Source organism: Pseudomonas sp. GL_117, assembly GCF_057835125.1.
This window is the reverse complement of the sequence record NZ_CM174418.1, coordinates 2,924,372-2,945,148: the sequence shown is the minus strand read 5'-3', so window position 1 is coordinate 2,945,148 and position 20,777 is coordinate 2,924,372. Positions and strand designations below refer to the sequence as shown.

Below are 20,777 nucleotides of genomic sequence, written 5' to 3'. Positions count from 1 at the left end.
ACTTTCTGACGCTTGCGCTTTTCGTTTGCGCGAACATATAAACAACCTCTTAGTGCTAGAGGCATGGGACGGTAATGTCAGACATTCAATCATTGCTCAATCCTTGAGATGACAGTGAAGGCACAATTATCGGCAGTCGAATACTGATTAACAGATACAGAAAAGTGCCGAAAACCAGTTCAGATGAACAACCGGCGAAACTTTGTTTGCGCCCACACGACAACGCCGCACTGAAATTCAGCGCGGCGTCAGGGGCAAAGGTATTAAATGCGGGGTCGGCGTGCTTGGGCGGACTTAACCGTGCCGCGGGTTAAGCCCTGTCAAATGGCGTATTCGCCCCATCCGTTCGGATGCATTGGACACGCATTTGCGAATACTCCTACAGATCAAACAGCTTCAACCTGCAATGCGACGCGCTCGCGGCACGGACATTCGTCCATATAGCGGTGTGCTTCGACAAACTGGCTGAACGCAAACACCGTGGTTTTCAGCGGTACCAGCACGCGATCGGCGGTCAGTTGGTTGATGTCGCGTAATGCACGCTGCAATGCCACTTGGTCCTGGATGATGCCCAGTTCCGGCTTGCCGGTGAAATTGCCGATGCAGTGCACAAAAAACTGAATGTTTTTCTGGAACGCTGCACATGCGGGGAATGGCGTCTGGTTGCCACCCTGCAAACCATACAGCACCAGGCTGCCACGCGGCGCCAACACATCGCCGAGCAACGACATCTGCGGGCCACCCAAGCCATCAAACACCACATCGACGCCGCGGTTGTCGGTGAACTTGTTGATCTGCATGAGCAAGTCCTGCTCTTCAGTGACGATGACCTTTTCCGCCCCCAGGGACAGCAGGTATTCACGCTCGGCGCTGTCCTTGGTGGCCGCAATCACCCGCACACCCAAGGCCTTGCCCAGTTGCACGAACGATGGGCCGGCGCAGTGGCTCGCGTCGGTCACCAAGGCAAACTGGCCGGGCTTGACCCGCGCCAGGTCCACATATGCAAAGTAGGCAATCAACAGCGGCGTGTAATGCACGCTGGCTTGAATGGGGCTCAACACATCCGGATAGCGGGTCAGGGCCGAACGGGGCAGGACGATGACTTCGCCATACACCGGATAATCATTGGGGCTCTCGGCCGGAAAACTGGCGACTTTATCGCCCACCGCCAAATCATCCACGCCTTCACCCAGGGCCACGACCACCCCGGCCATCTCATGACCAAGGCCGGACGGCAGGCGCGCATGGGACGACGCCAGGTTCTGGCGCCACAAAATGTCATACCAGCTGATGCCAATCGCCTCGACACGCACCTGCACTTCGCCCGGTGCGGGCTGCGCGGCTACATGCTCTTCGCACTTGAGCACCTCGGCCGGACCAAACTTGTGAAAACGGATCGTGCGGGACATCGCAAACCTCGTCAAAGTAACCTCTAATGCCATGAACTCTATCTGGGCTTTCCCGGTAAGACCACAGGTCACCATTAATAGTCGACATGCCTGTCATTGATTCCGCTCCCGAGGAAAAGACCCCGGCTAACGTAGGAAAACTCAATTAGCCGGTGCAGAGTACCAGCCTTTCCCCGTAAGATTCATGCCGGTCATGCTTCTTAATCGAATCCAGGGGGTTCTTTTATGGCCGCTCTCGTCAAGCTCGCTGACTCTTCCAGGACACAAGATGAACCGTAACGACCTGCGTCGTGTCGACCTTAACCTCTTGATCGTATTCGAAACCTTGATGCACGAGCGCAGTGTGACCCGCGCGGCCGAGAAACTGTTCCTCGGCCAGCCGGCCATCAGCGCGGCCTTGTCACGCCTGCGCGGTTTGTTCGATGACCCACTGTTCGTGCGTACCGGCCGCAGCATGGAACCGTCCGCACGCGCCGTGGAAATCTTCGCCCTGCTCTCCCCGGCCCTGGACTCGATCTCCACCGCCGTCAGCCGTGCCGCCGAGTTCGACCCGGCGACCAGCACCGCGGTATTTCGCATTGGCCTGTCCGATGACGTCGAATTCGCCCTGCTCCCGCAACTGCTCAAACGCCTGCGCGCCGAAGCCCCCGGCATCGTGCTGGTGGTGCGCCGCGTCAACTACATCCTGATGCCCAGCCTGCTGGCCTCCGGCGAAATCTCCATCGGCGTCAGCTACACCGCCGACCTGCCGGCCAACGCCAAACGCAAGGTCCTGCGCCGCAGCCTGCCCAAACTGCTACGCGCCGACAGCGTCCCCGGCGCCCTGAGCCTCGACGACTTCTGCGCCCGCCCCCACGCCCTGGTGTCATTTGCGGGAGACTTGAGCGGATTTATCGACGAAGAACTGGAAAAACTCGACCGCAAACGCCACGTGGTGCTGGCCGTTCCGCAGTTCAACGGCCTGGGCACCTTGCTGGCGGGCACCGATATTGTCGCCATCGTGCCGGACTATGCCGCCGAAGCACTGACCGCCGCCGGCGGCCTTCGCGCCGAGGAGCCGCCGTTGCCGGTGCGCTCGTTTGAACTGCATATGGCGTGGCGTGGGTCGCAGGATAATGATCCCGGGGAGCGGTGGTTGCGGTCGCGGATTCAGATGTTTTTTGGGGACCCTGAGAGTCTTTAGGTGTCGTCGGGAAGCAGTTCAGCCTGATCATTTCCGGCTTTTCATAGGTCATGGAGATCTACCCATTTCCAGAGCGCGAGGCAGCTGGGGGCATATCTGAGGGCATGCTATGGATGGTTTGAAAAGGATGCCCTCAGGTCTAAAACAGGCGGACACCATCGACCTTAATTCTGGCGTTCAGTAAGCGTATTTACCGTTTGCTCAAGTAACGCCTACGTAGATACCTGCGCGGACGCACACCCCCTTACTTCGCCAACACCCCCTATCGCCTGACTTCAACCTTGTAAAACAAATTCTCAACCATAAGTCGGCGCCGATCAGAGGTAACCGCATCTTGAATCTGGCTCACCAATCGCACGTAGTACTTGCACTCTTTTTGTGTGCCCAAATCGGACACCGGCTTGGCCGCTTGAGTAAAGCTTTCATACGTACGCGTGGTATTGGCCATCAGTTCTGTAATACCTGGCAACGCCATCGCATCCTCCTGACGCGCTGGCGGCCATGCGGGTTCGAATGAGAGATTGTTTTCACTCAGTTTTACCGTGAGAAACATCTCCGCTTTACCGGTGACTTCATTCACCCAACACGGCGGAAGGTCACCACCCCGGCCCTTATTCAAGCGGTTCTGCAAGAACTGAACCTGGCCTCGTAAGTCTTTATTGGCCTTCTGTAATTCAATTGGACTCGTACCGCTTTTTTCCGCCTGTGCGATGGCAACGGCGTGCTTGATCGCCTCTTGGAGCTGGTCCTTCGTTTGGTCGGCGTTTGTCCCGAATGCAGCCGCTAGCATGTCGTCCTGAGCCTTGAGCGCCGCGACGCGTTTCACCACATCCGTAGGCTGTACGCCGCTTTCATCAGCAGGATCGACGACCAGCTTTTTTAGCTGCTCAAACGACATCATCGTTTCTAAAATGAGCTGTTTGGCGTCGGCGCCTTTTTTCTGCCCAGCAACCTCTATCAAGGCTTTTTCGATTGCCGCGAGTGCAGTCAGCTCCTGATCTTTTTGGGTCATGAGTACTTTCAAGCGATCCAGCTCTGCAGTTGCTTTCGATGCGTCCACCAGCTTGCTGATGATCTCATCGGGCTTACGCACGCCTAACGCAGTCATCCGCGCTTTCAGTGCATCGGCCGCCTTGTTGATCGCATTCTCACGTACATCCAGATCCTGGAAGGCCAACATTTTTTCATTCAACGCCTGATTTTTATGGGTTAACTTAAAAATCTGGTACCCCATCAGCAGCAGCAATATGAAGCAGACGATGATAAAGATCTCGGTAAGCGAGAGCTGAAACACTTGATCATTCTTTCCGCTCATCAGGCGGATCTCGCTTCAGCCAGGCTCTCTGGCTCAACGCAGTGAGTGGATGAGCCCTGCTCTACCGCAGTGAGATCATCAATCTTGTTAATCAGCGCATCCAACTGGCTGTGAGCGGCTTGGACTGAACGATTGCTCTCCTCCATCCTCGCTGCAACCCCCTGGTGTTTCTCGTTACTTTCAACCAGAGCCCGAACCAGCGGCGCCAAACTCTGCTCAAGACTCTCCGCCAAAATCTCCCGATTGGTTTGACTGACTTCGCGCACACCTTTCAGAGCATCGGCGATGTCCCTGCCCAGGCGCTCTACAGTATCGGCGCTTTCAATACGGATATTCAAAGCATCCAGCTTATCTGCAATGCGTTCTACCGATTGCTGACGAGCCTTGATTTCGTTGAGGTAATCTTCTTGCTGGTCGTCCAGCGAGTCCAGGTACTCTTTCTGTACGCGCTCAACACTTTCCATCACCTCTTTGCTCTGTAGTCTCATCGCATCCACCAGGCGCTCCTGGCTCGTCACAATGGCACCGACGGCTACCAGGTTCTCATCGAGTGTTTGAGTCTTAGCATTCAAGCTACGAATGGCGGTGGTGACTTGGCGCGTAGCGGTTTTAACATCTTCTGCCAAGGAGGCAACGCCTTCATTCACGCTGTCCGTTGTGCCTGCCAATGTTTCGATTGAACCACCCAGTTTGCGGGTGAACAGGTCATCAGGAAAGATCATTTGCTCCACACGATCACGTGCCATCGTGCCAAAATCCAATGCGTTATCTTCCATCTGCCGTAGCGTAATCGCGCTCTTTTCGGTCAGCTCATTGATCGTGCTCAACAAGTTGTCGCTGGATTGCCGGGTGTTTTCAAGTATCAGAGCAAAGGCTTCATTGCTCTGCTGCGTAGCATTGGCAAAGTAAGCGTCGGTGGCACTGATGTTGTGTTCGTAAAGTGCCTTGACCTGCTCCTTCACACTCTGCACTGCTTCGCGAGAAGCGACGTCTACCTTGTCCCGGAAGACTTCAAGCTGTTGAAAAGTGTTGTCAAAGGAGATAGCCAGGTTTTCGGCCGCGTGAATCGCACGTTCTTCGACACTTCGGACCGCATCATTAGCGTCGATACGAAACCCTGTGTGAATAATCCGCGCCAGCATACCCAACGCGGTACTAACCATCGCGGCACCGAATCGCGTTGCCATGCCATTAAGGTTGTCACCCATGCTCTCAATGTCGAGCAAGCAGATAATAATGCTGGCGACAGTGAACAGGAAGCCCAAGTAGTAAACCGAATCGGCAAACTTAGCTACGGTGAGTTGCTTGTCCCATTTTTCTCGAACGAGATAGCCGACAATCCAATATGCAATCATTATCGCCAGAGGAAAGACCAACCCTAGCCAAAAGGGGTCATTTAACTTCAGGCTGGCGACGGACAAACTGATTTTCAGCAGCACCGCGAGCGCAAAGTAGGTGCTGACGCGCTTGATCGATTTATTGACGTCCACTTATAGCCCCTCGAGCCGGGAAAAACCTTCCACAGATACGCCGTTATCTTGAAAGTATTGCTCCCAGAACATGGAGAGTTTGGTGTTCTGTAGGGCTTTCTGATCAGCTGCCAGCAGGTTGATGGCTACACTGCTGCCTTGCAGGCCCGGTGCCACTGCATTTTGCCCATAAGCGGTCTTACGAAAATCCGCGTACGGCGGCAGGTTGGCCTTATACATGCTGAACTCCGGCATGTTCGCGAGCATGTCAGAGTAAATCACCAGCCTGCGCTCACCCGACACATGCGCGCGCTCAAACCCATTGATGCCAACTAGCTGCAGCATCTGGAAAATGGGGGAGTTCTTGCTGCGTTCTTCGAGCGAGATTTTGTGCACGATGTCGTCAAACGGCTTTACGAATTTCTGGTTGAAGTCGCGCTCGACAAATTTCTTGTTGCTCATCTGCTGATTCTTGTCCTTCCACTGACCAGGATTGCAGCGCTCAAATAACGGCTTCTCATTGTTCTTAAAATCTTCACCGAGAAGAAACACGGAGAGCAGGTAGCCTTCGGGGAGTTCCTCATTGACCATCGTTTTAAGCCGTTGGCCTAAAGCGATTTTCTGAGTAAACGGGAAAGGTGAGGTGTTATCAATAAGCACCACGTATTGCCCTTTGGGACCTGTGGACGGGCAAAGCGTCTCCTTATCGAGGGTTTCACGCGTGGCATTGAAATAAAACATCAAGGCAGCCGCAGCTACAGCGACACCACCAACCAGCAACCCGAAAGTTTTACCGGGAAGCCCTTTTTTCTGGGCATAAATTGCCATCATGCTCTCCCTAAAACGATTTGCTGCAGCGGCTGTACTTGATCGTATTTCTGATTAAACGACGATTGAATTCGCGCCCTTATGGTCTCCAGGTTGGCGATCATTTCGTTCATTAAACGTTCCTGCTCAGCGAGCTTGATCTCATCCTTCTCGGTGCCGAAGTCAGGCATGGTGACCTCAACAAATGTCACCGGCTCGTCGAAATAGGCCGGCGGCGGATTATCGCGAGGGCGGGCCATTTCGTTTTCAATCCGATACTTACGGACCAGGTTAGTGAGCGTTTCGTCGGCCAGTACCATCCGCTCATCCACGACTTTCTTGATGACCGTTTTCTGGCTCATGCTGCGCTTGAAATTCTGGATGGCTGCCGCTGCACGATCAACGTTCTGATCGATCAGGAGCAGGGATTCAAGCTTGCGCTGTTCCAGCACATGCCGCAGCGCCTCAATAGCAAAGACATAGCGGCGTTGAGCGTCTTCGTAAGCCAGGTAAACCCTCGCGTACCCTGGATAACGATCAGTCCAGGTGTAGCCCTTATAGACTGCTGCCACTCCAAAAATGACCGTCAGCGCAAATAAGCCGCATGAGCTGATGTCCTGAAATGGAAGGATCGAATCATGTAAATAAGCACGAATCAACTCGACAGCTGATTGCGATTCATCTTCAAGTTGAGGCAGCACAAAACGGAAATAGGCAGTTCCTAAGCCAACAGTGACCATGCTGAGAACAGCCGCACTGAACGCAAAATAGCCTGCGAACATCCGGGACGGTTTGACATGGTTTTTATAGGCGCTGGCTCTGCCCAGAAAGAAGCATACGAACACGTTGAACACTGACAGCATTAATGCGGTGACAAACCCACCCACATATCCGCTGGCCATACCCTCAGAAAACAAAAAGGCGTTTCCAAAGCCTTCGGCCACCGTCATCGCAAACAGCAAGCCACCGCTCTTCCATTTGGCATCCCCATCAGCAGCATCAGCAGTCCTGTGCTGCAACTTGTTTTGCTCACGAAAAGTTTCGAGCGCATGGGCCTTGTCTTCGGCGGCTTGCTGAAGCTCCGTCAACTCGCCATCCATTTTGGAAATGTCCTGATCGGCGTTTCGCTCAAACTCCTCGCCAAGTGCGATAGTGCGTTTGATATCGCGGGTCACGTCAATGGAGTCCAAGCGGTTGTCGGCGCTTTTTAGGGATCGCTCACCGTACTTGAGTATCTGTTCACGCATTCCGCCCAATTTGCCCCGAATGCTGTGCTCGACATCTGAAAGCTGCGTCGCAGTACTGGAGGGAACTCCGGCAGCTCCGCGAAGCCGCGCCAGCTCAACGACGCGCAGCTCTTTCTGGATTTTCTCAGGATCAATTTTCGGCAATACATCGCTATCAGGCTCATCCTTCCGACTGAATAGTTGGACAATGAAAGCCAAGAGCTTTCGAAAGAAACTCATTTATAGAACCGCAAAAGGTTAGACATTGGGGGGTATGCAGAGATAGATGAGCACTAGGCTGGCGCCAAATTAAGCGCACAGAAATAGGCAGCGTGTCGCGGCCATCCCTGCGCCGGCATCGAGTGATGGCTAAATAATGCCAATGCGCACAGATAAGGGCAACAAGTCAGTACAGAATTGTATTATTTGGGACAAATGGTCAGCGCCGCGATTGGCACATTGGGATACCCACCCTAGCGTGGCTACCCAAAGATGCAGGAACATACTATGTCGCAAAGGCGTGTTTGAGGTTCGCTTCCGATCCAACATTCGTGACTTCGGATCAGAGCTGGTGTTTGCCAAGGAATGAAGCGTCAACGGTAGCGGCGACTGCTGCCCGCATGACCGTGGTGTAACCGAGCTACGTTCTGATCGATGCGGCATTGGATCGTGCGCAAGGTGTCTTGAGTAATAACCTGTGGGCATAGGTCCTCGGCGATGCTTGCAAACCGGCTCGCCACATCACAAATGCCGTCAATCATTCTGCCTGCAACGTCCGGGGGAACCTCGGCTTCCTCGGCAAGCCGAAGCATTTGCGTGCGGGAAATCGACAGGGCTTCCCCCATCACATCCATCTGGTGATATCCACTTGGCCCCTCGCAGAAGGTCACGTCGTAAGCCGGCGACAGTCTCCACTGACCGTCTTGCGACATGATGTAGGCAAAGTTCTTGGGATGATCGTCTCTATTGTTGAACGCAACATTGAAGACGGCACGTTCGAAGGCCACCGCCATCTCTCGCACGTCGTTGGTACACATCTGTGTTGCCCGCAAGAAGTTGACGTAGTCCAACACCCCCGGAGACCGGTAATTTGCCCCCGTAAAGGCCGCTAGGCTTTGCATGGGTACGCGCAGTCCATCCCGACGGTCAAATCGCTTACTAGCAAACGCCGCTAAGCCATTAGGCAGACTGAAGTACTGCGTGTCAGGGGTCTCGATACCGCACATGCGCAGGCATTCGGCGTAGACCATTTCGATAGCGCACACCTCGGCATGTTCTTCTTTGGCCGGGAACTTAATCAACCATGCTTCAAAGCCCGCTGTGACGGCAGTGGTAAACCGGCCAGTTTCGGGATCGCGATAGACGAGGGCCTTAGGCCTTGCACCTTGAGGCGAGCCGCCCACCAGCAGCAACGTATGCAGGAACTCGCCACCGTCTCCATGGAGCACTTCCTGCACTTCGGCGGCAAGCTGCTCCAGCGGGATGTGGACTTCAGACTCCTGCCCTTCGGGTGCCACTGGCTCAAACGTCATGGCCCCCATTGCATTGCTACCGATGTAGGCCAGCCGTTCAAGTGAGCCGATGCGCGCCGTGGTGAGCCCGCGGCGCCTGAACATACGGTCCATCAGCAACATGCCCCACCCATCCGGCAAGGAGTCGTAAACAGGCCCTGGCAAGTACAGTTGGTGGTCTGGGAAATCTCGGCGCAACTGAGCCCCCTCCAGCGGCAGCGTGTAGGAGGACAGCTCCAAGCCCCTTTGCCTGGCTTCATTGCTGTACTCGAACACGATCAGCGGGCGACCGGTCAGGGCAGTCGTGGAGACCAGCGTGCCCCATTGCAATCGCTCACCCCAGCCCTCGTAGAAGACGTTCACCTGCTCAAGCATTGCCGGACTTCCTTTTTGTACGGAGACGATTGGCGCTGTTTTCGTAGCGCCGAATATCCTCGATGGTGTCCAGCTTTGGCAGGAACAAGCCTTCAAGTTCCTTGGTTCGGCCAAGAGCCATCGCCACCCGAACGACGCTCTCGAATCCGACATTGCGCCCGGCTTCAAGATTGGACACTGTGTTTGTGCCGATGCCGGCACGCCCGGCCAAGTCGGCTTGTGTCATGTCCAGCGCCAAGCGCTCTGTGCGCAAGCGATCGCAGATGCGTTTAACGACTTCGCTCGGCTTGCTGAAGCTTAAATCCAACATAGTGTGTACCTAGCCCATTCTGTGCCAGTTAGTTCCCAAAATTATAGAATTAACGCATAGCCCTATCAAGCGACTTAATTCCCTAAATCTGTGCCTTATTGCTTAATTTCTAACTTTAGCCACAATTTACTGGACTTATCTACCATAAAGCCAAAGGGCAGGGAGAACTATTGGGGCCTGCTCAGAACCGTATTTTGGATGAAGGCTTGCCTTCCGCCTGAGTCCGGTGAGCGTTGGGGGCAAAAATGGGGGCAAGCTAAAAATTTCTCGACCTGAAACCACCGTCCCAGAGCCATGTCGAAATGTTTTTTGGCGACCCCGAGAGCCTATAGAAGTCGTCTGGCAGTCTGTTCGGCTGATCATTTCTGCCTTTCTACAAACTATGGAGCTCCATTCACTTCCGGTGGATTGCTAAATTGGGGGCACATCTGAGGGCATGCCTTGGATGGTTTGAAAAGGATGCCCCCAGTCTAATGCCACAACCAGAGCTCCCCCTCGACGTAGTTAAGCGCCACCAGAATCGCACTCCAGCGCACCCGGAAAGCGGTCAGCGCCCTGGTCGCTTTGGCGCCCGCATCTCGATGATGTGGATTCTGGTAAGGAGGGAGCGATAAGAGTAGATAGCTCGGCAGGGACAGTCTGGCTACGGGACTCTCCTTGTATGTAGGCCATAAAGAAAAAATGCTCCGCATTTTTCGATACGGAGCATTCTCTTAAGGGGCTGGACAGATTGCTAGGTTTTCACACTGTCTGTTGCAGAACCATTTCATACTCAAATTGAAATCACCTAGCAAGCAAAGATTCGAAGCTTGCATTTAGGTCACCTGAGATAAGGGGATTCACTTCATCGTCGGCATAGAGAACTCGACTCCCTCCCGAATTCCCGAAGACGGCCAGCGCTGGGTGACCGTTTTACGCTTGCTATAGAAGCGAACCGCATCCGGGCCGTAGGCATGCAAATCGCCGAACAACGAGCGTTTCCAGCCACCAAAGCTATGATAGGCGACAGGTACTGGGAGCGGTACGTTGACACCAACCATGCCGACCTTGATGTTGTCAGAGAAGTATCGGGCAGCTTCACCATCGCGAGTGAAGATACAGGTGCCATTACCGTATTCATGAGCATCGATCAGTTGCATCGCCTCTCGCATGCTCTGCGCACGCACGATCAACAGCACCGGCCCGAAGATCTCTTCCTCGTAGCAGCGCATGCCGGGTTTGACTTGATCGATCAATGTCCCCCCAACAAAAAAGCCGTTCTCGCAAGCTGGAACCTGAATGTTTCGACCATCCACTACGACCTGTGCGCCCTCCTCTTCTGCGCTGTCGATGTATCCGATCACCTTTTGCTGATGTTGGCGAGTGATCAGAGGGCCGAAGTCGTTGCTCTTGTCTTGATAGGCGCCGACCTTGAGACGGGTCATTGCTTCGCGCATTTTGCTGATCAAGGCATCGGCTGTTGCATCACCTACTGTGACCGCTACAGACAGAGCCATGCATCGCTCCCCTGATGATCCAAATGCGGCCCCCACCAACTGGTTGACCGCATTATCGATGTCCGCATCTGGCATGACGATGGCGTGGTTTTTTGCTCCACCCAATGCCTGGCAACGCTTGCCATTTGCCGCAGCCGTCCGGTAGATGTACTCAGCGATTGGTGTCGAGCCTACAAAACTTACCGCCTGAATACGATGGTCGTGGAGCAAGGTATCAACGGCCTCCTTGTCACCATTAACCACGCTCATGACACCATTCGGCAAACCAGCTTCCTGCAGCACTTGGGCGATGAACAGGGTCGAACTTGGATCGCGCTCGGAGGGCTTCAGGATGAAGCAATTGCCGCAGGCAATCGCCATAGGAAACATCCACAGGGGCACCATCGCAGGGAAATTGAATGGCGTGATTCCAGCAACTACCCCCAGCGGTTGGAACTCACTCCAAGAATCGATATTGGGGCCAACATTTTTGCTGTGCTCCCCCTTGAGCAACTCGGGCACACCACACGCATATTCAACTATTCGTCCTGGGATCATGTCCGGCGCGCTCTTTGCGATGGTGACCTCATTCGATGAGGCGGTGCTGGTGCAATTTCTTGGCGGGGTTGAGCAACGCACCATCCCGCGCCAGATGTGGTCAGGCATGCGCGAACAGATCAGCCCAACCATCCTGGCGGCGGCCAGGTTACTGATTCTCGGCTCGGTGGCATTGCTGGTCGCTGTTGAACTCATGCGTCAACGCTCGTTGCGCCTACGCGGCATCAAAGAGTAACGAGCGCAGTTCCTGAGGCCCGTGAGACGCACACTTTTATAAAGATGCGTCCAAAAAGAAACCGGGCAGAGGTTAGGCAATCTCTGCTTCGGTTTATCGACTCCAACCGCCTAGGCAACCGTCATGGCAGTTACGCAATTGACTTTGTAGACGATCAGTCTAATATCCTTGGCCATGATCAACTCCTCGCAAACTCCTCGCCGTGGCCGTCCGCCCAAGGTATCCCGACAGAATCCGGATACCCGTGACGCACTCATTCGCTGCGGGACCGAAATTCTAACTGAGCAGGGCTTCATGGCCACCGGCATCGACGGCGTACTGAAAACGGTCGGTGTTCCAAAAGGCTCCTTCTACCACTACTTCGATAGCAAGGAGGATTTTGGACGGGCCGTGATGGACAACTACGCAGCTTACTTCGCCAACAAGCTCAAACGCTGGTTTCTCGATGACTCAATGACTCCTCTGCAGCGTGTTCTAGCCTTCGTCGAGGACGCGAAGGGAGGGATGGAGAAATACCAGTTCAGACGCGGCTGCCTGGTAGGTAACCTTAGCCAGGAAGTAACCATTCTTCCCGCAGGTTTCCGTGAGCATCTGGATGCCACCCTATTCAGTTGGCAGCAACAATTGGCCACTTGTCTAAGAGAGGCACAGGATGCTGGCGAACTCGCCAGAGATGTTGATTGCGCAGAACTCGCTGCGTACTTCTGGATTGGTTGGGAAGGTGCGGTGCTCAGAGCACGGGTGGTGAAAAGCGCAGCCCCTTTAAATACGTTCATCAACGGATTCATGGCCGGATTACCGCGTTAATTTTTTTTGGCGTTTTATAGACGATCGGTCTAATTGAGGAAAACCTTATGTTCCATGGCATTTTGATTGAAAAAAATGACAACAGCAGTCTCGCAAAACTAGCCAGCTTGGACGAAACACAACTGCCTGCCGGTAATGTGACGGTTCGTGTTGCTTATAGCACCCTCAACTACAAAGACGCACTGGCGATAACGGGACAAGGCCCGGTTGTACGCAAGTTTCCGATGGTGCCTGGTATCGACCTGGTGGGGACGGTTGAGGAAAGTAGCCATCCTGACTTCAAGGTCGGTGACAACGTGCTGCTTAATGGATGGGGCGTGGGTGAAGCGCACTGGGGTGGCCTGGCTCAAAAGGCTAGAGTCAATGGTGACTGGCTTATTCCCCTGCCTCGCGGGTTCACCGCGCAACAAACCATGGCAATTGGCACAGCAGGTTATACGGCGATGCTCTCGGTGCTCGCTTTGGAGCGCAACGGCGTGACACCGGATTCAGGTGAAGTCTTGGTGACAGGAGCCAATGGTGGCGTTGGCAGTTTCGCTATCGCCCTCCTCGCTGGCTTGGGCTACACCGTCGTGGCTTCAACTGGTCGTCTTGAAGAATCTGATTACCTGAAGAGGCTTGGCGCCTCGGAGATCATTGATCGCTCAGTCTTAAGCGGGCCAGGTCGCCCACTTGCCAAAGAACGATGGGCAGGCGCGATTGATTCGGTTGGTAGCCATACGCTGGCCAACGTATGTGCCAGCACCTGTTATGGAGGCACCGTTGCGGCATGCGGACTCGCACAAGGGATGGACTTACCTGCCAGCGTTGCCCCCTTCATTTTGCGTGGGGTGACACTGGCTGGTATCGACAGCGTGATGCGTCCGCGAAGAGATCGGATCGCAGCTTGGGATCGTCTGGTACGAGATCTTGATATCTCTATCTTAAAAGAAGTAACGCGAGAGATTGGTTTGGGCGCGGTTGTTCAGACGGCAGAGCAACTGCTCGCCGGCGAAGTACGCGGACGGGTTGTGGTTAACGTCAATAATTGACAGCATTGTTTCAGGCAATGAGGTGTCTACGAAACCCGGGGCGATTCAGTTGATCGTCTTGGGCTGCAGAGCCGTTCAACGAACCAGGAAGCCTCTTGAAGAAAGGACAACCGCGACCGCCGTGCTGACTAGCGCCCCCCGGCCCCCAGCCCCTTCAAGAAGCCTGCAACCAACCCATTGAACACCTCCCCCTGATCGTCATGCACATAGTGACTCGCGTCCGCGACCTCCACCGTTCTGATGTGCGGGTTGCAGGCAGTCATGGCCTCAAGCGTCGCGGCCGGCAGGAAGTCCGAGCGGCCGCCGCGAATGAACAGGGTCGGGCAGTCCAGGGCGCGTACGGCGGGCCACAAATCTGTCGGTTCGATGCTCAGGCGTGCCTTGGCAATGCCTTGCTGATCATGCCGCCAGGTGACCCCTGTGCCACTGTCCTTCATCGAGTGCGCGAGCCGTGAGGCCAGGCCCTGCTCCGACAGGCCTGGGCGCGACGCCTGCCAGAAGGCACGGGCCAGTTCCCAGTTGCCGAACTGCAACGGCGTCTGGCTCATCTCGCGGCGAATACGTGCGGCACCATCACCTTGGGTTGAAGAGCCGGGGCCGATGTCTTCGATCATCAACCCCATCAACCGCCCCGGGTTTTGCCGTGCATATTCAAGGGCGTTGGCTCCTCCCAAGGAATGCCCCAGCAAGACGAAACGCCCCAATCCCAGATGAGCCACCAGGTCCTCAAGGTCTTCCACATAGGATTGCGTGTGGTAGGTCTCTGGTGCGGCCCAGTCGCTTAAACCGCGCCCACGTTGGTCCAGGGCGTAAATGCAGTAACCGGTTCCCAGGGACTGCACCAGCGATTCCCAGGTCTGTGCGTAGGCCCGCAAGCCATGCAGCAGAACCAGCGGCACGCCGCTCGAATCGCCCCAGTGCACGAAGTGCAGGCGCAGGCCTGAACGATTGGTGAAAAAACAGCTTTCAGAAGCCATGGGTTGATTCCTTTGCGTCAGAAACGATCGAAACGATACGGGCTTGGATCAATGATCGGCGTGTCCCCGCTGACAAGGTCCGCCGCGAGGTGGCCCGCCGCCGGTGAGGTACCAAAGCCGTGCCCGGAAAAACCCGTGGCTACGGTCAGCCCGGGGATCTGCGCGACCGGCCCGATCACGGGGTTGGAGTCCGGCGTGACGTCGATGGTGCCCGCCCACGCCTGGGCGATTCGCGCCTGTTCGAACACCGGCCAGGCGGCGATCAGGTTGTTCATCGCGTCACTGTTGAGGCGCGGGTTGGCCGCCGGGTCCTGCACCCTCACCCGTTCGAACGGGCTGACACTGTCGGCGCGCCAACGCCTTGCAAGTTTCAGATCGTCCAGAAAAGGCTTGCCCAGCGACACGTTCAGCACATGGCGCTGTGCGCGAAACTGCGGCATGTATGGCTTGGCGAGCAACAGGTGATCCAGGGTCAGGAACGCGTCCAGCTTGCCGCGCTGGGTGATGATGAAGCCGCCGTCCTTGTGCTTGCGAAACGAAAAATCCGGCGCGCCGACCGCAATCTGCGTCGGGCCTTCCATGGGGTGGGTGCGCAGTACCGAGCAGGTCAGCGGCAAGGTCGGCAACGCCACGCCCTGGTTGCCGAGGAAACGCCGCGACCACATGCCCCCCGCCAGCAGCACATGATCACAACGGATTTCACCGCGCTCAGTGACCACCCCGCTGACAATCCCGGCGGACGTCTGCAGCGTACGTACCGCACATTGTTCGATGATCACCACCCCTTTCGCCATGGCAGCCTTGGCGATCGCGCTGCTGGCCAGGGTCGGCTCGGCACGCGCGTCGGACGGCGTGTAGATGCCGCCGGCCCAGTCGCCTACGCCACCCGGCACCAATGCGTCGATTTCACGTTTGCTGAGCAGGCGCGAATCCAGCGACAGGTGCTCCACCGACTTGAGCCACCCTTCATGCATCGCCATCTGCGCCGGGGTCCGCCCGACAAACATGATGCCTTCCTGGCGGTAGCCGACGTCCGCGCCGACCCGCTCGGGCATCTGCGCCCACAAGCGGTCGGCGGCCAGGGCCAGGGGAATGTCGGCGGCATGGCGACTGGTCTTGCGCACCCAGCCAAGGTTGCGCGACGACTGCTCGGCGGCGATGCGGCCTTTTTCCAGGACCACCACGGCGATATTGCGTTCGGCCAGGGTCAGCGCGGCGGTCAGGCCAATAATCCCGCCGCCGATAATGACCACGCTGGTGCTGGCGGGAAACGCGGTGGAGGTGTTCACGGGCGCGATAGTCGGTGCCATGCTCAAGACTCGGTGATAGGCAAATAAAAGCGGCCGCCGTGCTGCGCGGCCGCGTGACGGTCATGGCGCCAGGCGGATCACTTCAACCTGTGCCTTGGCGGCGTTGCGATACGCCGTCACTTCCAGCTCGACCTTGTAGACCGTCGAGCCCAGCGGCGGGCACGTCACGGTGCTGGCCGGATCGACGCCGCGAAACTTCTCGCCGATCAAGCCCATCACCGCCGGGACGTCCTTGGGGTCCTGGATGAACACCCGTGAACACACCACATCCGCCAGGCTCGCCTGCACCGCCGCCAGGGCGGTTTCGATGTTGGCGAAGACCTGATGGGTCTGCTCCAGCACATCCTCCGGGATCAGCTTGGTCTGCGGGTTGCGGCCAGCGGTGTTGGACACGTAGATCCAGTTGTCCACGACCACCAGACGCGAATAGCTGCCCATTTCTTCGAAGGGGGAGCCGGTCTTGAGCTTGATGATGTTTGTCATGTCGAATGCCTCTTCAGAGTAAGTGTCGGGTGGCTTAGCGCAGCACCGGGGTGTCCCACAGGTTCAAGGTCACGCCGATGCCTTTTTCAATCGCGTTGCGGTACACCACCGTGCCCCAGGCCACGTCTTCGACAGGCATGCCGCCCACCGACATGATGATGATTTCCTCATCGTTCCGGCGGCCGGGGGCGGCACCGGCGATGATCTTGCCGATGTCTTCGACGTCTTCGAGGCGCAGCTTGCCTTCGGCGATCATGTCCATGAAGCGCACGCCAATCACCGGCACGTTGTGGTGCGCGGGCTTGGGCAGCTCGTCAAACCAGGCTTGGTACAGGCCGGTGTTGTCCAGCACCTTGCGCACGTCGGGTTGCTCCATGCCGTCATCCAGGGAGCACGCCGCCGGCATCGCCAGGAACGCGCCCGGCTTGACCCACTCGCGCCGCACAATTGGGTAGATCGAGGGGTCGCCCGTCTCGCCGGAGCTACAATAAGTAACAAGGTCCGAGTCGCGGACCACCGCTTCCAGGGTGTCGACCACGCTGATCGAGGTGATCTGTGGGTAGGTCGCCCTCACCCAGGCAATAAAATCATCCAGGCTCTTCTGGCCACGGCCTTTGATTTTCAACGTATCGATCTGCGGGCACACCGCAATGAACGCCGACAAGGTGGTCTTGCCCATCACCCCCGGGCCGAGCAACCCCACCACCCTCGCCGCCTTGCGCGCCAGGTGCCGCGCGCCAACGCCGGGGATCGCGCCGGTGCGATACGCCGACAGCAAGTTGGCCGACATATGCGCCAACGGCGCGCCGGTATCGGGGTCATTGAGGGTGAACATCAGAATCGAACGCGGCAGGCCCTTGTCGCGGTTGGCGATATTCGAGCCGTACCATTTCACGCCGGCCGTGCCGAAGCTGCCGCCCAGGTAGGCTGGCATCGCCATCATGCGCCGGTCCGCCGTGGGCTTGGGCATGTTCGGGAACGGCGAATCCTTGGGAAAGACCACCATTGCCCCGTGGGAGTCGTTGTTCGGCCCGGCCATGCGGTAGTCGCCGGCATAGAGCAAGCCGAACATCTCTTCCATGGTATTCACGCAGGCCGGCATGTCCGTGACGCCGGCACGGATCATGTCCTGCTCGGAGAGGTAGATAAAGTCGATTTTTGTGGAAGTAGACATAGTCATTCTCGGGCCGCAAGTGAGATCGCTGCGATAGGCGCAGCTCCACGCTGTCGACGTCGAGTATCGAGGGGCACTTGCGCGCCGTATTGTAAATTTCGGACACGCCAGGGCCCGTGTCACCGCAGTAGTTGGCGCGAATCATGCGTGATAAATCCCGCCTCGCAGCCTATCGACAGTGCACACATGACTCCGACTCCACGGCACCACACGGCAAACGAACAGCCCTGGTTCGTCCTCAACTCCTCACGGTATTCGGTGATGCCTTCCGAACACCCGGCGATCTCGCATTTCTATGCCTTCGATGTGGCGCAAACCACCGAGGTGCTGGCGGTGCCGGATGGTTGCGTGGACATTGTCTTCGACTGCGACGCCACCCGCCCCAGCGCCAAGATCTGCGGCACGCCACTGGCGGCCCAGGCCGTCGAGTTGAACCAGAACCACCACTACTTCGGCGTGCGCTTTGCCCCCGGCGTCATCCCCGGTTTCATCAATGTGCTGGCTGAAGAATTGACCGAGCGCGAACTCGACCTGCTGGAGGTCTCGCGGTTTGCCCGGCGCATCTTCGACAACATCGTGCAGGCCCCGCAGCTGGGCGAACAGATGCGCCTGTTCAACGACTACCTGGCCCCCCAATTGATGGGGCGCACGTCGCCGCTGACGCGCATGGTCATTCAGCAAGCCTTGCGTCATCGCGGGGCGATCCGCATCAGGCAACTCGAAGACCTCAGCGGCTACACCAGCCGCACCCTGCACCGCCAGTTCAGCCAGGACACCGGCCTGTCGCCCAAGGCGTTCTGCCGGATCATCCGCTGCCAGGCCGCGCTTGAAACCCTCAACACCCAGCCCGATGTATCGTTCTGCGAACTGGCCCTGGACCTGGGTTTTTCCGATCAGTCGCACTTCCTGCGCGACTTCAAGAAACTGGTCAGCACCACGCCCTGCGACTACCAGCGCCAAATGCTGCAGAACGCCTACACCGACCGCATCAGCTACGCCTGATCACGCGCCAACAAAATAAATTCGCGTCTCCATCGTTTCTCCACAAAACCTCCCATGAAAGCGCACGCTCGGGGTACACACTGGCCTTCGTTGCCCTTGGATGATTCGTCATACTGCGACGATCCCAGTGCACCTGACCCAGACCCGAGCCCACCATGACTGAATCGCCGCTTGCACCGACACCCCAGGACTCCACCGGCAAACACCAGGCCTTGGTGCTGATCGCCGAAGACGAGCCGGAAATTGCCGACATCCTCGCCGCCTACCTCAAGCGCAGCGGCTTCCAGACCGCCCATGCGCTGGACGGGCGCCGTGCCCTGGAACTGCACCAGACACTCAAGCCCGACCTGGTGCTGCTCGATGTACTGATGCCGCAACTGGATGGCTGGATGGTCCTCGCCGAGATCCGCCACCGCGGCAACACCCCAGTGATCATGCTCACCGCGCAAGACCAGGACATGGACAAACTGCTGGGCCTGCGCATCGGTGCCGACGACTACATCGTCAAGCCGTTCAACCCGGCGGAAGTCGTCGCCAGGACCCAGGCCGTGCTGCGCCGCAGCATCGATCACGGCTACGGCAACGGCCAGCGCGTGCTGCGTGTGCAGGCATTTGAAATCGACATCGACAACCATGCAGTCAACGTGCAGGTCGGTGCCGACAAGCACCCGCTGCACCTGACCGTCACGGAGTTCCGCCTGTTGGCGCAACTGGCCAAGGCGCCCAAGCGCGTGTTCAGCCGCGCCGAACTGCTGGCCCTGTGTGCCCCCGAGAGCGACAGCCTGGAGCGCACGGTCGACAGCCACATCAGCAAGTTGCGGCGAAAAATCGAAGACCTCGGCGTGCAGGGCGTACCCACCAGCATCCGTGGCGTCGGCTACCGATTCGGGAGCCACACATGAAGGTCGTCAACGGGTTGAGCCGGCAGATCATTGTGTCGATGTCGGCCGTGGTGCTGTGCGTGATTGCCCTCGCGGTGGTTGGCTCCTACGTGTTCTACGCGGTGCTGTGGACGTTCTGGCCGCCGTCGGACCTTGACGTCGATGAGTGGCTGCCCACCGGCATGGAATGGGCATGGATGGGCTTGATCACCTGCATCAGCCTGGCAGTGGGTGCTGTGGTCGCGATCAAGCTGTCCCGGCGCATTCTCATGCCCTTGAACTCCGTCGCCGCCAGCCTGCGCCGGCTGGCAGACGGCGACCTCGATGCGCGGGCCGTTGCGCCCGACCTTTCATTGGGAGAGACCGCCGTGTTGGTGGATGACTTCAACAGTATGGCCAAGCGCCTGCAACGCATGGCTGAAGAACAGTCGTTCTGGAACGCCGCCATCGCCCACGAATTGCGCACCCCGCTGACCATCTTGCGTGGCCGCTTGCAGGGCCTGGCCGAAGGCGTGTTCGAGCCGGACAAGGCCCAGTTCTACAGCTTGCTCACCCAGGTCGAGGGCCTGACGCGCCTGATCGAAGACCTGCGTGTGGTCGGCCTGGCGGACAACGGCTACCTGGAAGTGCACATCCAGCACGCCGACCTGGCCGAGGAAATCGAGGCCGACGCGCAACTGTTCGAGCCCGGCCTGAACGCCAGTGGCTTTACCCTGCACCTGGACCTGCTCAAGCACCCCGTGCACTGCGACCCGGCGCGCATCCGCCAGGCCTTGCTGGCCCTGCTCGACAACCTGCGGCGGCATGCCACGCCCGGCAACGTCATCGTGCGCCTGGACAGCAGGGAGGGCCTCAACACCTTGAGTGTCGCCGACGAAGGCCCGGGAATCGATGAAGCCTTCGTCGCGCACATTTTCGACCCGTTCCAGCGCGGCGAAAGTTCTCGCTCGCGCGCCCAGGGTGGCAGCGGGCTGGGGCTGGCCGTGGTGCGTGCGATTGCCCTGGCCCATGGCGGCAGCGTGACCTGCCGCAACCTGGCGAGCGGCGGCACGTTGTTCGAACTGAGCTGGCCCGACCATCCCACCGACCTCTGAACTCAACCGGCCCAGGTGAAGGCATGCGCCTCTCTATGTTTGGTTTCTATAGAGCCACACCCTATCGCCACTTTGCCTTGCTGGACACACACGGACGCTGTATCGCTTTCAAGAGCTGCGAAGGGATGCCACAGAACGGCAAGTG

Annotated in this window: 17 protein-coding genes and 2 pseudogenes; 7 read left to right on the top strand and 12 right to left on the bottom strand. The window is 57.4% G+C overall.

Translation table 11 applies throughout. The features are described 5' to 3' along the window. Positions 1-386 precede the first annotated feature (386 nt). On the bottom strand, positions 387-1,409 hold the full coding sequence (locus AC3ISR_RS13165) for a zinc-dependent alcohol dehydrogenase family protein (protein ID WP_192300956.1): 1,023 nt from the start codon (positions 1,407-1,409) through the stop codon (positions 387-389). Positions 1,410-1,677: 268 nt separating this feature from the next. Here AC3ISR_RS13165 and AC3ISR_RS13160 point away from each other — a divergent pair, with 268 nt between their 5' ends. Then, positions 1,678-2,592, top strand: a complete 915-nt coding sequence (locus tag AC3ISR_RS13160; RefSeq protein WP_225595727.1) for a LysR family transcriptional regulator — start codon at positions 1,678-1,680, stop codon at positions 2,590-2,592. Between the two features lie 262 nt (positions 2,593-2,854). Here the strand turns inward: AC3ISR_RS13160 and AC3ISR_RS13155 are convergent, their stop codons facing one another. The 7 genes and pseudogenes from AC3ISR_RS13155 to AC3ISR_RS13125 form a co-directional block, all read right to left on the bottom strand. Next, the gene (locus AC3ISR_RS13155) at positions 2,855-3,907 is read right to left on the bottom strand and encodes a hypothetical protein (protein WP_489324787.1); all 1,053 of its coding nucleotides are present in this window, start codon (positions 3,905-3,907) and stop codon (positions 2,855-2,857) included. Then, positions 3,907-5,397 (bottom strand): hypothetical protein, encoded by a 1,491-nt coding sequence (locus AC3ISR_RS13150; protein ID WP_489324786.1) that lies wholly within the window; start codon positions 5,395-5,397, stop codon positions 3,907-3,909. The genes AC3ISR_RS13155 and AC3ISR_RS13150 overlap by 1 nt, the downstream gene beginning before the upstream one ends. Further along, on the bottom strand, positions 5,398-6,204 hold the full coding sequence (locus tag AC3ISR_RS13145; RefSeq protein ID WP_463984459.1) for a hypothetical protein: 807 nt from the start codon (positions 6,202-6,204) through the stop codon (positions 5,398-5,400). Beyond that, entirely contained in the window at positions 6,204-7,649 is a 1,446-nt protein-coding gene (locus AC3ISR_RS13140; protein ID WP_463984460.1) for a hypothetical protein, read from the bottom strand. Before AC3ISR_RS13140 ends, AC3ISR_RS13145 begins: the two co-directional genes overlap by 1 nt. 353 nt (positions 7,650-8,002) lie before the next feature. Next, entirely contained in the window at positions 8,003-9,295 is a 1,293-nt protein-coding gene (locus AC3ISR_RS13135) for a type II toxin-antitoxin system HipA family toxin (RefSeq protein ID WP_463984461.1), read from the bottom strand. Continuing rightward, the gene (locus AC3ISR_RS13130) at positions 9,288-9,605 is read right to left on the bottom strand and encodes a helix-turn-helix domain-containing protein (protein WP_060752876.1); all 318 of its coding nucleotides are present in this window, start codon (positions 9,603-9,605) and stop codon (positions 9,288-9,290) included. The genes AC3ISR_RS13135 and AC3ISR_RS13130 overlap by 8 nt, the downstream gene beginning before the upstream one ends. A gap of 839 nt (positions 9,606-10,444) precedes the next feature. Next, a pseudogene (locus tag AC3ISR_RS13125) lies at positions 10,445-11,620 on the bottom strand (CoA-acylating methylmalonate-semialdehyde dehydrogenase); the annotation flags it as partial. Between the two features lies 1 nt (position 11,621). On the opposite strand from AC3ISR_RS13125, the pseudogene AC3ISR_RS13120 reads away from it, so the two are divergent. From AC3ISR_RS13120 to acuI, 3 genes and pseudogenes are all read left to right on the top strand, one after another. Next, a pseudogene (locus AC3ISR_RS13120) lies at positions 11,622-11,873 on the top strand (ABC transporter permease); the annotation flags it as partial. 174 nt (positions 11,874-12,047) lie between these two features. Beyond that, positions 12,048-12,680: an acrylate utilization transcriptional regulator AcuR gene (acuR, locus tag AC3ISR_RS13115; RefSeq protein ID WP_463984462.1), complete on the top strand. Its 633-nt coding sequence runs from the start codon at positions 12,048-12,050 to the stop codon at positions 12,678-12,680. Between the two features lie 47 nt (positions 12,681-12,727). Next, positions 12,728-13,711 (top strand): acrylyl-CoA reductase (NADPH), encoded by a 984-nt coding sequence (gene acuI, locus AC3ISR_RS13110; RefSeq protein ID WP_463984463.1) that lies wholly within the window; start codon positions 12,728-12,730, stop codon positions 13,709-13,711. 128 nt (positions 13,712-13,839) lie between these two features. Here acuI and AC3ISR_RS13105 read toward each other — a convergent pair whose 3' ends face one another. Genes AC3ISR_RS13105 through AC3ISR_RS13090 form a run of 4 tightly spaced genes read right to left on the bottom strand, consistent with a single transcriptional unit; the run spans position 13,840 to position 17,655 of the window. Beyond that, positions 13,840-14,688 carry an alpha/beta fold hydrolase gene (locus tag AC3ISR_RS13105; protein ID WP_192300960.1) on the bottom strand — a complete coding sequence of 283 codons (849 nt, stop codon included), beginning with the start codon at positions 14,686-14,688 and terminating at the stop codon, positions 13,840-13,842. 17 nt (positions 14,689-14,705) lie between these two features. Beyond that, on the bottom strand, positions 14,706-15,998 hold the full coding sequence (locus AC3ISR_RS13100; protein WP_463984464.1) for an NAD(P)/FAD-dependent oxidoreductase: 1,293 nt from the start codon (positions 15,996-15,998) through the stop codon (positions 14,706-14,708). 60 nt (positions 15,999-16,058) lie between these two features. Then, a complete protein-coding gene (locus AC3ISR_RS13095; RefSeq protein ID WP_463984465.1) occupies positions 16,059-16,481 on the bottom strand; it encodes a RidA family protein in 423 nt (140 codons plus the stop codon). 34 nt (positions 16,482-16,515) lie between these two features. Further along, on the bottom strand, positions 16,516-17,655 hold the full coding sequence (locus tag AC3ISR_RS13090) for an ornithine cyclodeaminase family protein (RefSeq protein ID WP_192300963.1): 1,140 nt from the start codon (positions 17,653-17,655) through the stop codon (positions 16,516-16,518). A 186-nt stretch (positions 17,656-17,841) separates the two neighbouring features. Here AC3ISR_RS13090 and AC3ISR_RS13085 point away from each other — a divergent pair, with 186 nt between their 5' ends. The 3 genes from AC3ISR_RS13085 to AC3ISR_RS13075 all read left to right on the top strand — a co-directional run bounded on the left by AC3ISR_RS13085 (position 17,842) and on the right by AC3ISR_RS13075 (position 20,632). After that, positions 17,842-18,657 (top strand): helix-turn-helix domain-containing protein, encoded by an 816-nt coding sequence (locus tag AC3ISR_RS13085; protein ID WP_192300964.1) that lies wholly within the window; start codon positions 17,842-17,844, stop codon positions 18,655-18,657. 155 nt (positions 18,658-18,812) lie between these two features. Continuing rightward, positions 18,813-19,559 (top strand): response regulator, encoded by a 747-nt coding sequence (locus tag AC3ISR_RS13080; RefSeq protein WP_192300965.1) that lies wholly within the window; start codon positions 18,813-18,815, stop codon positions 19,557-19,559. Further along, positions 19,556-20,632, top strand: a complete 1,077-nt coding sequence (locus tag AC3ISR_RS13075; RefSeq protein ID WP_192300966.1) for an ATP-binding protein — start codon at positions 19,556-19,558, stop codon at positions 20,630-20,632. The genes AC3ISR_RS13080 and AC3ISR_RS13075 overlap by 4 nt, the downstream gene beginning before the upstream one ends. Positions 20,633-20,777: the final 145 nt, after the last annotated feature.